The sequence below is a fragment of the Lacrimispora sp. genome (genome assembly GCF_032078915.1).
In the GTDB taxonomy this organism is placed as follows: Bacteria; Bacillota; Clostridia; order Lachnospirales; family Lachnospiraceae; genus Lacrimispora.
In genome coordinates this window covers 19,446-32,316 of sequence record NZ_DAMAUN010000028.1, presented here as the reverse complement: position 1 = coordinate 32,316, position 12,871 = coordinate 19,446, and the positions used below count along the sequence as shown (strand labels likewise).

At 47.0% G+C, this 12,871-nt stretch carries 11 protein-coding genes; 9 read left to right on the top strand and 2 right to left on the bottom strand.

All coding sequences use genetic code 11. The annotated features are described in order from the left end of the window. Window positions 1–46: 46 nt before the first annotated feature. From RT269_RS12845 to RT269_RS12815, 7 genes are all read left to right on the top strand, one after another. Window positions 47–949 carry an SDR family oxidoreductase gene (locus RT269_RS12845; RefSeq protein ID WP_313183144.1) on the top strand — a complete coding sequence of 301 codons (903 nt, stop codon included), beginning with the start codon at window positions 47–49 and terminating at the stop codon, window positions 947–949. Between the two features lie 192 nt (window positions 950–1,141). Beyond that, entirely contained in the window at window positions 1,142–1,918 is a 777-nt protein-coding gene (locus RT269_RS12840) for an FAD binding domain-containing protein (RefSeq protein WP_313183143.1), read from the top strand. Then, window positions 1,919–2,383 (top strand): (2Fe-2S)-binding protein, encoded by a 465-nt coding sequence (locus RT269_RS12835; protein WP_313183142.1) that lies wholly within the window; start codon window positions 1,919–1,921, stop codon window positions 2,381–2,383. Between the two features lies 1 nt (window position 2,384). Next, the gene (locus RT269_RS12830; protein WP_313183182.1) at window positions 2,385–4,667 is read left to right on the top strand and encodes a xanthine dehydrogenase family protein molybdopterin-binding subunit; all 2,283 of its coding nucleotides are present in this window, start codon (window positions 2,385–2,387) and stop codon (window positions 4,665–4,667) included. Window positions 4,668–4,879: 212 nt separating this feature from the next. Continuing rightward, on the top strand, window positions 4,880–5,584 hold the full coding sequence (locus RT269_RS12825; protein WP_313183141.1) for an ABC transporter ATP-binding protein: 705 nt from the start codon (window positions 4,880–4,882) through the stop codon (window positions 5,582–5,584). Beyond that, entirely contained in the window at window positions 5,584–7,929 is a 2,346-nt protein-coding gene (locus RT269_RS12820) for an ABC transporter permease (RefSeq protein ID WP_313183140.1), read from the top strand. The genes RT269_RS12825 and RT269_RS12820 overlap by 1 nt, the downstream gene beginning before the upstream one ends. Before the next feature lie 4 nt (window positions 7,930–7,933). Continuing rightward, window positions 7,934–9,265 carry an efflux RND transporter periplasmic adaptor subunit gene (locus RT269_RS12815; protein ID WP_313183139.1) on the top strand — a complete coding sequence of 444 codons (1,332 nt, stop codon included), beginning with the start codon at window positions 7,934–7,936 and terminating at the stop codon, window positions 9,263–9,265. Between the two features lie 63 nt (window positions 9,266–9,328). Here RT269_RS12815 and RT269_RS12810 read toward each other — a convergent pair whose 3' ends face one another. Beyond that, a complete protein-coding gene (locus RT269_RS12810; protein ID WP_313183137.1) occupies window positions 9,329–10,747 on the bottom strand; it encodes a cell wall-binding protein in 1,419 nt (472 codons plus the stop codon). Between the two features lie 371 nt (window positions 10,748–11,118). Between RT269_RS12810 and RT269_RS12805 the strand changes: the two genes are divergently transcribed. Both RT269_RS12805 and RT269_RS12800 read left to right on the top strand, forming a co-directional pair. Further along, window positions 11,119–11,577 (top strand): DUF6323 family protein, encoded by a 459-nt coding sequence (locus tag RT269_RS12805; RefSeq protein ID WP_313183135.1) that lies wholly within the window; start codon window positions 11,119–11,121, stop codon window positions 11,575–11,577. Further along, entirely contained in the window at window positions 11,567–12,415 is an 849-nt protein-coding gene (locus tag RT269_RS12800; RefSeq protein WP_313183133.1) for a DUF6179 domain-containing protein, read from the top strand. Before RT269_RS12805 ends, RT269_RS12800 begins: the two co-directional genes overlap by 11 nt. A 182-nt stretch (window positions 12,416–12,597) precedes the next feature. Here the strand turns inward: RT269_RS12800 and RT269_RS12795 are convergent, their stop codons facing one another. Then, window positions 12,598–12,855, bottom strand: coding sequence for an HPr family phosphocarrier protein (locus RT269_RS12795; protein ID WP_313183131.1), 258 nt, complete (start codon window positions 12,853–12,855; stop codon window positions 12,598–12,600). Window positions 12,856–12,871: the final 16 nt, after the last annotated feature.

Here is a 12,871-nt window from a genome sequence, read left to right as displayed (position 1 = left end):
GCCGGGAGGGGGATGTGATATACTGTTAAAAAAGGGAGGGATAAGGATGAAGAAAAAAATCATGATCACAGGATCCGGGGGCTTCCTTGGAGGAAGAATTTCCGCATATTATGAAAGAGATTATGATGTGATCCGTGTGGGTCACAGGAACTTAGATATTACGGATGAAGAGGCAGCAGGGAAATATATAAAGGATCATAATCCTGATGTGGTGATCCATTGCGCTGCAATATCAAACACCAGGGTATGCGAAGAGAACCGGTTGCTTTCTGAGGCGGTGAACGTAAGGGGATCCGTCAACATGGCCAAAGCATGCAGGGAAAATGGCAGCAGGCTGCTTTTTATGAGCTCGGATCAGATTTATGGGGGCAGCAGACAAAAAGGAGCGAATAAGGAAACGGATGAAGTTCCTCTTATTAATGTTTATGGAGCCCACAAAAAGCAGGCAGAGGATGAGATTCTGGAGATTTTGCCTGAGGGAATCTGTCTTCGCCTTTCATGGATGTATGATTTCCCGGTCAGGGGCCTTAAAAGCAATTCAAACCTCTTAACCAATCTGTTGAGATCCATGGTACAGAACCGCCCCATAAAGCTTTCAGATTCCGATTACCGCGGCATCACCTGGGCACAGGAGGTTGTGAAAAATATAGAGCCGGCCATGGACCTGCCTGGCGGAATTTATAATTTTGGCAGTGAAAGCACCCTTTCCGCTTATGAAATAGGAAGCAGAGTCTTCCGGATGGTTGATAAAAACGGGAACAGAGGAAACTTTGTGATCCCGGATGAAACAGGGGCCGGGGACAATCCCAGAAACTTAACCATGGATATAGGAAAGCTTAAGGCCCATGGGATCAGTTTTTTTGAAACAGTGGAAGGATTTTCCAGGTGCCTTGAAGCCAGTCCTGAATATGTTCATGCCTTGATCGGAGAGTCTATTGTCGAATTTTGACGAATTTAATAAATAACCTATAAAGCCATTGTCAAAACCGGAAGGAGTATGATATACTCTTTTCGGTTTTTCTAATATGTAACATACATTTTATAAGTTATAATAATAAATGAAATAATGCTTTACTGATAGGTAAGGGAATAACGGCTAGCGGACAACGATGAGAGCTTGGGAGCCAGGAGGACAGTTCTAATGATTCGATTTAAAAATTATGTAAAAGCAGATAACCTGGAGGAAGCCTTTGCGCTGAATCAGAAAAAGAGCAGTGTCATAGGCGGAGGCATGATGTGGCTGAAGGTACAGAGCCGGGTGAGGATGACTCTGGTGGACTTATCCGGGCTGGGGCTTGATAGGATTGAGGAAAGGGAAGACGGGTTTTCGATAGGTGCCATGTGTACCCTGCGCCAGCTGGAAACCCATGAAGGACTGAACGCAGGCTTTAACGGCATTTTTAAAGAGTGCACCCGCTCGATTGTAGGAGTCCAGTTCCGCAATGGTGCGACCATAGGTGGAAGCGTGTTCGGCCGGTTTGGATTCTCCGATATCATTACCTGCCTTCTGGCCCTTGATACCTATGTGGAGCTTTACAAGGGAGGCCTGGTTCCCTTGGAAGAGTTTTGCCGGATGAAGAGTGACAGGGATATCCTGGTCCGTATCCATATAAAAAAGGATGGAAGAAGAGCTGCCTATGCTTCCCAGCGCATATCAAAGACGGATTTTCCTGTGATCGCCTGCTGTGCGGCCAGAAAGGCTGGAAAGCTCTATGTCTCGGTAGGAGCAAGACCGGCAAAGGCGGAGCTGGTTGTGCTTGATGAAGCTCAGGATTGTCTCAGAGAAGAACTTGCCAGAAAGGCATCAGAAGGCTTTACCTACGGGACCAATATGAGGGGAAGCGGAGCTTATCGGAAGCACTTGGCTGAAATATATATAAAAAGACTTTTAGAAGCGCTGGATCAGGAGGAACGGTAAATGGAGATCGAATTTACACTGAATGGAAAAATGACGTATGAGGAAACCGCAGATGATACCACCTTATTCCAGCTTCTTAGAAGGAAGGGCTGCCACAGCGTGAAATGTGGATGTGAAACGGAAAACTGCGGGCTTTGTACGGTATTAGTCAATGGAAAATCAAGACTATCCTGCTCCTTATTAGCTGCCAGGGCAAATGGCTGTGAGGTGGTGACCTTAGAAGGCGTTGAAGAGGAAGCGAAAGCGTTTGGATCCTTTCTGGCGGCAGAAGGAGCGGAACAGTGCGGTTTCTGCAGCCCAGGACTTATTATGAATGTGCTGGCAATGGAAAGGGAAGAAGTCCTTGATGATCAGGGGATAAAAGAGTACCTGGCCGGGAACTTATGCCGGTGCAGCGGATATATGGGACAGCTTCGGGCAATAAAGAATTATTTGAGCAGAGGAGAAAAAAGGGATGAATTATAAAATGCGTACGGTAAATACTTCTGTGAAAAAGAAGGATGCCATGGCCCTTGTGACCGGAAAGCCTGTATATACTGATGACCTGGCTCCCGGAGACTGCCTCATCGTTAAGGTCTTAAGAAGTCCTCATGCCCATGCGCTGATCAAGGAGATCCACAAGGAAAAGGCAGAAAAGGCAGCTGGAATCGCCTGTATCCTGACCTATAAGGATGTTCCACAGAAGAGATTTACCATGGCGGGGCAGTCCTATCCGGAGCCAAGTCCCTATGACAGGCTGATCCTGGATAAGAGGATGCGCTTTGTAGGGGATGCGGCAGCCATAGTAGCCGGTGAGACGGAAGATGCAGTGGACCATGCCCTGCGGCTTTTAAAGGTGGAATATGAGGTCTTGGAACCGGTACTGGATTTTAAGCAGGCAAAGGATCATCCGGTGTTAATCCATCCGGAGGAGGACTGGCTGAGCCTCTGCCCGGTAGGTGCGGATAATAAAAGAAATTTATGTGCTGCCGGTGGGGAAGAGCATGGAGACGTTGATGAGGTATTAAAGCAGTGTGATTATGTGGTGGAACAGGTTTACCATACAAAGGCGAACCAGCAGGCAATGATGGAGACCTTCCGGGCCTATTCTTATCTGGACACTTATGGGCGTCTTAATATGGTGGCCTCCACTCAGGTCACCTTTCACGTAAGGAGGATCCTGGCTCATGCCCTGGATATTCCCAAATCCCGGATCCGCGTGATCAAGCCCCGGATCGGCGGCGGTTTCGGCGCAAAGCAGACGGTGGTGGCTGAGGTATATCCGGCAATCGTGACAATGAAAACCGGCAGACCTGCGAAGATGATCTACAGCCGGTATGAGTCTCAGATCGCCTCTTCTCCCCGCCATGAGATGGAAGTCCATGTACGGGTGGGAGCGGATAAGAACGGAATCCTTCAGGCAATCGATGTATATACGCTGTCAAATACAGGAGCTTACGGGGAACACGGCCCTACTACAGTAGGCTTATCCGGACATAAATCCATTCCCCTGTACCGTACGCCGAAAGCTTTCCGATTTGCATATGATGTTGTTTATACAAACTGCATGTCTTCAGGCGCTTACAGGGGATACGGAGCGACCCAGGGAATATTTGCGGTGGAATCTGCAGTAAATGAGCTGGCGGAAAAGATAGGAATGGATTCTGTGAAATTAAGGGAATTAAACATGGTAAGGGAAGGCGATATCATGCCTGCCTACTATGGGGAAACCTTAAACAGCTGTGCCCTGGACCGGTGTATGGCCCGTGCCAAGGAGATGATCCGCTGGGATGAGAAGTATCCCAGAGTTGACATGGGAAATGGAAAGGTGCGGGGCGTAGGGGCAGCCATGGCCATGCAGGGATCCGGCATTTCCGGCGTTGATGTGGCGTCTGTGGAGCTTCGCCTTAATGATGATGGTTTTTATACCCTTATGATCGGTGCTTCCGACATGGGAACGGGCTGTGATACCACCCTGGCCCAAGTGGCGGCTGATTGCCTGGAATGTGATCTTGATGAAATCGTGGTCCATGGAACGGATACGGATGTTTCCCCTTATGATTCCGGTTCTTATGCTTCCAGCACCATGTACTTAACCGGAATGGCTGTGGTAAAGGCCTGTGGAGAAATGCGGGAAAAGATCTTAAGAAAAGGTGCACAGTATCTTAACTGCCCGGAGGATTCCCTGGAATTTGACGGAAAAAGGGTCTGCCAGCCCTCGGGAGAGCTGGAAATATCCTTAAAAGAGATAGGAAACAAGGTCATGTGCTTTAATGAAGATATGCTCACTGCCGGCGCCTGTCATACTTCTCCTGTATCGCCGCCTCCTTTTATGGTGGGAATGGCTGAGGTTGAAGTGGATCAGGAGACCGGTGAGGTAGAGCTTTTGGACTATGTGGCGGTTGTGGACTGCGGAACAACCATTAATCCCAATCTGGCCAGGATCCAGACCGAGGGCGGTATCGCTCAGGGCATAGGCATGGCCATGTATGAAGATATTACCTATTCTTCCAAGGGACAGATGCTTCAGAATTCGTTTATGCAGTACAAGCTTCCCACCAGGCAGGACGTGGGCGATATCCGGGTGGAATTTGAGAGCAGCTATGAGCCTACAGGGCCTTTTGGGGCCAAGTCCATTGGAGAGATCGTAATCAATACGCCTTCTCCTGCCATTGCAGATGCAGTCGCCAATGCGGTAGGAGTGAGAGTAAGGGAATTGCCAGTTACAGCAGAAAAGGTGTACTGGGGAATGAACAGTCATAGTAAATGATCAGCGCCTGGCCTTGTCCGGGGCTTGAAAGAAACGGAATAAAAGAAAGAGCGCCGGATGTTTGAATTCCGGCGCCTTTTTTGTTTCCTTCTTTCATCTGAACATATCAATGATATTTGTTGATAAAAACAATCATGTTGTGATATAAACAGGTGATTGCATTGATAATAACATGGGTGTATGATTGGGAAAGAGAAAGGAGGGAGGGATTTATGGAAGCTTTGATTAGGGCGGAAAAAATCTGCAAGGATTATGATGCAGGTGAGGTCAAGGTTCAAGCTTTAAAGCATGTGTCGTTTGAGATTCTCCGAGGGGAATTTATCGTGATCCTGGGACCCAGCGGGTCTGGGAAAAGCACACTTTTGAATATATTGGGAGGAATTGAAACGGTTACCAGCGGAGCTGTTTATTACGATGGTAATCCTCTTTCCTGGGGAGATTTAAAGAGTCTTACGGCCTATCGCCGGGCTCATGCCGGGTTTATCTTTCAGTTTTATAATTTGATGCCGGGACTGACTGCACTTGAAAATGTGCAGCTGGCGGCAGAACTTTCCGAGGATCCTCTGGATCCGGAAATGCTGCTTGGGCAGGTGGGACTTTTAGACAGGGCAAGCCATTTTCCAAGCAGGCTGTCAGGAGGACAGCAGCAAAGGGTAGCCATTGCCAGGGCCTTGTGCAAGAATCCTGATATCCTTCTCTGCGACGAGCCTACGGGGGCTTTGGACAGCAGCACAGGAAGTCAGATATTAAAGCTGTTATCGGATTTTAACAGACAGTATGAAAAGACGGTGCTTCTGATCACCCATAATGAGAACATTGCGGGGATCGCAGACCGGGTTTTTTATTTTAAGGATGGATGTCTGGAAAAGATCCGTGTCAATGAAAGACCCTTAAAGCCGGAGGAGGTGGTCTGGTAGTGAAAAGCTTCCGCAAGAACGTAGTCCGGTGTGCAAGGCAAAATCCAGGATCTTTTCTGGGGGCGGTTTTCATCATTGCCATCGGCATATTTGTCTATGTTGCCATGATGGACACATTGAGAAACTTAGGGGACCAGGTGCAGCGTTATTATGACAGCAGCGCCATTGCAGACGTATTTGCCCAGGTTTCAGGAATCTCTGAGGTGGATCTGGAACGGTTAAAGGAGATTCCGGGGATCGAGGAGGTTTCCGGGAAAATGGCCATTGATGTAAGGCTGTTTGCTCCTTCCCAGACGGAAATCGTAACGGTGCATCTGCTGTCTTACGATCCCTCGGATTCTTTAAACCGGCTGATGTTAAAAGGGACGGGGGCGGGAAAAGACAGCATTTATCTGGGTAGCCGGATGGCCGGATTGTATGGATACGGAAACGGAACACCTCTCACCCTCATGATTGATGGAAAAAGCGTGAGATGTGAGCTGGCCGGAACCTGTTACGGGCCGGAATATATATATGCCATTCCTCCCGGAGGAGCCATGGTCCCCGATGGAGAGATTTACGACATTGCCTGCATAGAAAAAAACAGGATGGAAGAATTAACAGGGAAAAAGGATTCCATGAATGAGCTTGGATTCCGGCTGGCAAAAGGATATACCTATGAGGACGTACGATATCAGCTGATGGACCGTCTTTCCGGGTATGGCCTGATTTCTCTTTCTTCTAAGGATAATCAGGCCAGCTATAACATGGTAGAAGGAGAGATCCATGAGCTATACTCCATGGGAACGGTGCTTCCCATCCTGTTTATGTCTATTTCAGTGTTTATGCTTTATGTAGTGTTAAAAAAGATGATAGACAGGGATCAAAGCCTGATCGGCACCATGAAATCCTTTGGAATGAGAGATGGGGAACTGATTTTGGCATACCTTTATCAGGGAGCTGAGGTGGGGGTCTTAGGTGCTCTGGCCGGAAGTGTCCTGGCGGTTCCCTTTGGCCGTTATATGTTTCTGATGTATGTGGACTTTTTTAACCTGCCGGACACGGTTTATCACAGCTACATAAATACTAGGATAAGCGGTATGGGAATTGCGGTGGGAACCGGGCTTCTGGCGGTTTACTTAGGGGTCAGGGGTATCTTAAAGATCACTCCGGCCCAGGCCATGAGGGCAAAGGCTCCTGCTTCCGCAGGGAATTTAAGGCTGCCCGGTTTTTTGGCCTCCAGGCTTGGCGCTATGGAAAAAATGGGCTTGCGTTCAGTGGTGAGGAACCCTTTTCGCGGCTTTTTAATTATTTTGGCCATTGCATTTCCTTTTTCCATGTCTTCCGTGCTCTTATCATTTAAAGGGGTGGCGGATCAGATGTATTTTGACCAGTTCAGCAAGGTGCAAACCTATGATATACAGATTTCCCTGGACCGCTTTGTGTCCCCCATCCGCGGGGAATCGGCAGGGGAAGGAATCAGAGGAGTAGAAAAAAGCGAAGCAGTCATCCAGAAGGCAGTGGAATTAAAGCATGAAAATCTATCTGAATTTGCCTTGATTTATGGTCTGAACCGGGGATCTGACATGTGGAGGATTATGGATCTCTACGGCCGGTTTTATGATCCGCCGGAGGATGGGATTATCATAAACAGCCGGATTGCAGAAAAGCTTCATCTGGAGGTAGGGGATGTTATGGAAGTATCTGTTCCCGGTCTGACGGCGGAAGCGGTAAAGGTTCCGGTAAAAGCTGTGATAAAAGAGAGCCTGGGAGGCGGCTGCTATCTATCGGCAAAGGGCTTTTCCCGCTTTTTTGATTCTGTCCCAATGGCTGGAACCGTTCTTTTAAAGGTGGAAAAGGGCAGGCTTAACGAGGTCCGGGAAGAGCTTTTAAAAACCAGCCGGGTGACTTGGATGGTGGATACCGGACGCATCACCCAAAGCTATCGGGACATCATGGGCAGCATGATGGCAATGGTCCAGATGTTTTCCTTTATGGCTGTGGCGGCGGGAGGGATCCTCATTTATAATATTTCCATGATCAATATCAGGGAACGGATCTCAGAGCTTGGAACACTTATCATCATGGGAGGAACGGATAAGGAGATCGGAAGGATTCTCCTGTTTGAACAGGTAGTCTACTTCATTCTGGGAATTGCATTAGGAGTGTTTGGGAGCCTTGGGGTCAAATACCTTGTGGAGCATCTGGTCATATCGGATTCCTATACCATTGAGCTGGCTATACGGCCATCCTGCTATGGGATAGCATTTCTTACCTGTCTTGCAATGGCAGGGGCTTCTTTGCTGGCCCAGACGCGGTTTGTAAGAAGGATAAGACTCACGGATATTTTAAAGGAAAGGGAGTAAGCTTATGAAGATCCGAATGGATGGCAGGAAAAAGAAATTATGCTTTTTAGCTGCAGGGATTGTCCTGGCACTGATCATAGGGAATACTGCAATGAAAAGCTTTAAAGGGGCCCCGGTTCAAACTGTGGCAGCTTCTTATGAAGCGGTAGAAGACCGTTATACGGAGGAAGGTACCATTACGGCAGGAGGGGAGTACCGCCTGGTTTCAGAGGCATCAGGGCCAGTGAAAGAGGTAAGGGTCAGGGAAAACGATGGTGTGAAGGCAGGTGATATCTTATTTACCGTTGATGACAGGGATTTATTACAAGAAAAATCCCTTTGTGAAAGCGCACTGGCAGGATATAAGGCCAAACTGGAGCAGAGCCGGATCGGGCAGGTGATGACGTCATCGCCTCAGGAATATCTGGATTCCATAAGAGCGGAAGTGTCGGCAAAGGAGGCAGATTATCAGGCCGCAAAAACTCTTGTTGACGCTTCCCAGTCCCTGTATTCGTCTGGCAGCATTTCCAGGATCGAATGGGAGAAAGACAGGGCTTCTTATGAAAACGCCTCTCTGGCATGGGAGCAGGCAAAGAGCCGATATGAGGAGAGCCGCCGGTTTTTAGAGAGCTTAAAAGCAGGAGGCATTGATGAAACAACCATTAACGGAAGGTTTTATGATAGTGTGGAGGAACAGCTAAGGGCTCAGATCAAATCCCAGGAAACAACCATGGAACAATTGGAAGACAGGTTAAAAAAGTGTGTGGTAACTGCAGACAGAGATGGAGTCATCACATCCCTTCCGGTTAAGGATATGTCTTACATACAGGCAGGGGAAACTGCCGTAACCATTAGCGGGCGTGGAAAGATCCAGGCAGAGTCTGACGTGCTTACCAGCATTGCGCCCTATCTTTCCCCGGGAGATAAGGTGACGGTGATCCTGCAGCTTAGGAATCAGGATCAAATGTACGGCGGAACCATAAGCCAGGTCTATGACTATGCGGCCAAAGGGACCTCTGCCCTGGGAATGGATGAATACAGGGTGCATGTGAAGATTGATCTTGATGAGAACACGGATCTGGAAGGAAAGGAAGGGTATGGGGCCAACATCCGTTTCACCCTGTATCAGGGAGATAATAAGCTGGTCATCCCTTCAAGCGCTGTTTTCCAGCTGGATGACCAAAATTATGTGTTTGTGATCAAAAACGGAAAAGCGGAAAAACTTCCGGTGGAAGTGGAATACAAAACCTCATCCCAGGCGGTTATAAAGGAAGGCCTGGCCGAGGGGGAGAAGGTCATTGATCATGTGGATTCAGAAGAAATCTATGAAGGGGCAAAGGTATATGCCGGTTCATAGATTCTAAAGAATAAAGGGGCGGCAGCATGGAGTTTCCAATGCTGCCGCCCTTTTTATATGGATTTATTTAATCTTTTCGTAGCTGGATTCTTTGATGGTTCCGTCGCTGTTGGTCTTGTAGTATTTACCGTCGCCATCCTGAATGTTTGTCTTGCTCTTTGCAAGCTTTCCGCTTGTTCCGACTAAGTACTCTTTCTCATTGTATTCCACTACTTTATATTTTTCATCTTTGTCAGCTTTGATGAGTCTTCCCTGTACGTAGATGCTGTCATCTGTGATGGAATTGTAGCCGGCACCCTTGTTGCTTCCAGCCTTGCGGAAGTTGTAGGTGTATTTCTCGCCGTCAATATCAATGGTTGTCTTGCCGGTTGACATAGCGCCTTCCTTAGGAGATGTACCGAAGTAGTAAACCTCTGCGGCATCATCTGCTGCAGGGAAATCGCTTTCAGTTTCGATCTCGTCGTAGGTCGCGATGGTCTTACCTGATTCAAAAGTCAGCTTATAAAGGCCCTGAAGCATTTCGCCCTTTTCGTTGAACGCATAGCTTAAACCGTTAATGGACTTGATCTGGCTTGTTGTCAGCTGTCCGCTGGTGGAAGCGTAGAACCAGTATTCTGTATCGTCATCATAAGCTTCCTGATCAAGCTCTGGTCCTGGAACGGTCTTGAACCAGCCTTTTGCAAGCCAGCACTGTTCTGGGAGATTGTAATATTGGTTTGCAGAGCTTGCTGTTGAAGCGGATGCCATTTCATACCATTCGGATTCAGCGGCTCCGTTTTCATTGAAGCGGTACTTTTGGCCGTTGATGGTCTTGGTGGTATCCTTTACCTTCTTGCCGTTGGTACCGAAATAGAACCAGTAGGCTCCGTTAAAGTTATCTTTTTCATTATCTGAATCTTCTACTTCGATGGATTTCCAGCCGTTTGCCTGAGCGCCGTCAGAGGAATCGCCTAAGTAATAGGTTCCGTCCTTCCAGGCGTCGTCACCGGTCTGGCGTGTGGATTCATCATTGACCCAGCCAAACAGCATTCTGCCCTCTGAATCAAAGGAATAGTTATGGGACTCTCCGTTAGCAACCTTTATGGATTTAAAGGAGGTCTTTCCTGAAGTAGGAGCTTTAAAGGCTTTTCCGTTACTTCCAAAGTAGTACCAATAAGTATCGGGAGCATCTTCTTCATCCTGGTCGGCAGTAATTTCACGCCATTCATTTGTAACCATGGCTCCTGATGAATTTACATAATAGTAATTGTCATCGGATTCGATTAAGCTGCTGGTAGCCATCTCGCCATCTTCATTCAGATAGAACCAGTTGTCACCGGACTTGCGCCAGGATTCGGTAGATACGTCTCCATTGGAATCGTAGTATACCCAGGTGTCATTTTCCTGTGCCCAACCCTGTGCGGCAAAGGAGGTCATGGATGCACCTATGGTAAAAATCGCTGCAGCGCAGGGAATAAGCCATCTAAGTTTCTGTTTTCTCATGTTTGTTCTCCTTTCATAAGAACCCTTTTTGTTACTTTGTCAGCAGGTCTTGCTGATGGAATGACTTTAAACCATGGAGTAGGTCTAAGGTCAAGTGATGTAAAAAAGGCGTAAGAATGCGTAAGAAAAGCCGGAGAATTTAAGAAAACCGTAATCTCACCATATTCTGGAAGCTATTCCTGGAGCTGGAAATAGAGAATTGGAATCAGAGACAGCCTGGGCCAAAAAGAGCAGAAAAATAGAAAAAAAGAGACAGGAATTCCTATCTCTTATGCAATAATCATACCACAAAATTGACTTTTTTTCAAGTCTTGTTATTTTGCCCAGTCTGGAGTAGACTTTGTATCTATCAGAAGATTGGAGGGTTTTTTATGGATGATGGGAAGTGGCTACAGACTGCGAATGACGGATTTCAGATTGCCAGGGTAAAAGCGGCCAATGATTATACAAAAAAGTTTGGCCTTGTTTTAACGGATGAGGAGGCATCTCTGCTGATTGGGGAGAGGAAAAGTGCATTAAAGGAGCAGGAACGGGTGGAATTCGGGGAGGGGATCCTTCCGAAACTGATTTTTGCATTTTGTGATTCCCCGTATATTTATCAGGATAATTACGTGGATTCCCTGGGAAGGCTTCAGGATATGTTCTACCTATATAAAAATGAATCAATGGATGAAATTACCGATGATGAACTGATCGAATTTATGAAGGACCAGTTTGACGGACCATGCCAGGGCTCTCTTGATCATCTGGAGGACACCGGATTGGAGGCTTTTGCCAGACGGGTCCGCTTAGGATTAGATCTGTATGAGGAAGAAGACGATGAGTTTTGAGACGGAAGAGTTAATGCCAATCGTGGCGGAATTAGCAGATAAATATACGGGAAAGGAAAGTACTTCCATTACCTATGAAAAAGCAAGGCAGCTCATGGAAGCTGTTTTGTACTGTATCCATGAGTACGAAGCAGATGCGGAAAAAAGGCAGGAGCTTCTTACGATTGATGAGAAGGCGGCGGCAAAAATGGTTTATGGCCTGGGATATGAGACGGTGCTAAGGAACGTGAAGGAAACCCAGATTCTGTATAACAAAATAATACCGGATTTTAAGTATTATGAAAACCGGTGTTATTACGATACATTTGTCAAAGGGATCCCCTCTTTCTTTTTGTATTATGATCCCCGTTTCCAGCCTCAGAATCACATGCTTACGCTGGATTATCCGGTTTTGTATCCAGTGTATTCTTTGCAGGGGATTGATGTCATAAGCGCTTTTGTGAAATGTGTCAGTCTGGAACAGGTTTTCCTTGGAAAATTACCAGATGAGTATGTTCTCCATGTGCTGAGAGCCTATTCCCCAGATCAGGGGGAATTGCTCATCAACCTTGCAGGCATTGTGCTGCGGAATATTCTGGGCTGCCGGATGGCAGGTAAGAGGGTTAATATAGAGGGATATTCCCCAGGGGAACTGGATCGGTTGATAAATTATGTAAACCAAAACAATGCAGCTTCCTTGGAACAGGAGATGAAAGGACTGGTTGATGAACTGGTTCAGTCCGGGTATGATGGACTGGAAGAATTGGGTGATTATCTAAAGGCCGATCTGCATGATTATTGCTTTGAACTGAAAAATGCTGTGAAGAACCAGTGCGTGGATTCCATTCTCGCCATATGATGAAAACCAGGGGAAAACTTTTGATTTTCCGGATACCTTAGAAGTACATTCACACATTTATCGGCAAAAGGGCAGACTTGTATTTTTCTTTCAGATCATTTTTTATCCGAAAGAAAAATACAAGCCTGTCCTTAACATTTTCAAACATGGATTCAAGGGAGGTAATCCATCACACCTTTATTTTAAAGATTATCCGACAAAAACTCTTCCATGGTGGCTGCAGCTTCCGCCTCATCCTCCCCCTCAAATGTGACGGTGATTTCTTCACCCTGCCTGATACCCAGGCTCATAATGCCGATAATGTTGGAAGCCTCCACCATTTTTTCGGGTTTTCCAATCATGGCTTTGCTTTTAAAATTCTTTGCCAGCTTTGTAAGTAACCCTGCCGGCCGGGCATGTATGCCTAATTCATCCTTGATCGTGTAGACGATGGTTCTCATATTGACTAGACCTCCT

What these genes read in the sequence shown, in the direction of transcription:
- RT269_RS12845 (WP_313183144.1), top strand. Translation starts at nt 47, where the DNA reads ATGAAGAAAAAAATCATGATCACAGGATCCGGGGGCTTCCTTGGAGGA.
- RT269_RS12840 (WP_313183143.1), top strand. Translation starts at nt 1,142, where the DNA reads ATGATTCGATTTAAAAATTATGTAAAAGCAGATAACCTGGAGGAAGCC.
- RT269_RS12835 (WP_313183142.1), top strand. Translation starts at nt 1,919, where the DNA reads ATGGAGATCGAATTTACACTGAATGGAAAAATGACGTATGAGGAAACC.
- RT269_RS12830 (WP_313183182.1), top strand. Translation starts at nt 2,385, where the DNA reads ATGCGTACGGTAAATACTTCTGTGAAAAAGAAGGATGCCATGGCCCTT.
- RT269_RS12825 (WP_313183141.1), top strand. Translation starts at nt 4,880, where the DNA reads ATGGAAGCTTTGATTAGGGCGGAAAAAATCTGCAAGGATTATGATGCA.
- RT269_RS12815 (WP_313183139.1), top strand. Translation starts at nt 7,934, where the DNA reads ATGAAGATCCGAATGGATGGCAGGAAAAAGAAATTATGCTTTTTAGCT.
- RT269_RS12810 (WP_313183137.1), bottom strand. Translation starts at nt 10,747, where the DNA reads ATGAGAAAACAGAAACTTAGATGGCTTATTCCCTGCGCTGCAGCGATT.
- RT269_RS12805 (WP_313183135.1), top strand. Translation starts at nt 11,119, where the DNA reads ATGGATGATGGGAAGTGGCTACAGACTGCGAATGACGGATTTCAGATT.
- RT269_RS12800 (WP_313183133.1), top strand. Translation starts at nt 11,567, where the DNA reads ATGAGTTTTGAGACGGAAGAGTTAATGCCAATCGTGGCGGAATTAGCA.
- RT269_RS12795 (WP_313183131.1), bottom strand. Translation starts at nt 12,855, where the DNA reads ATGAGAACCATCGTCTACACGATCAAGGATGAATTAGGCATACATGCC.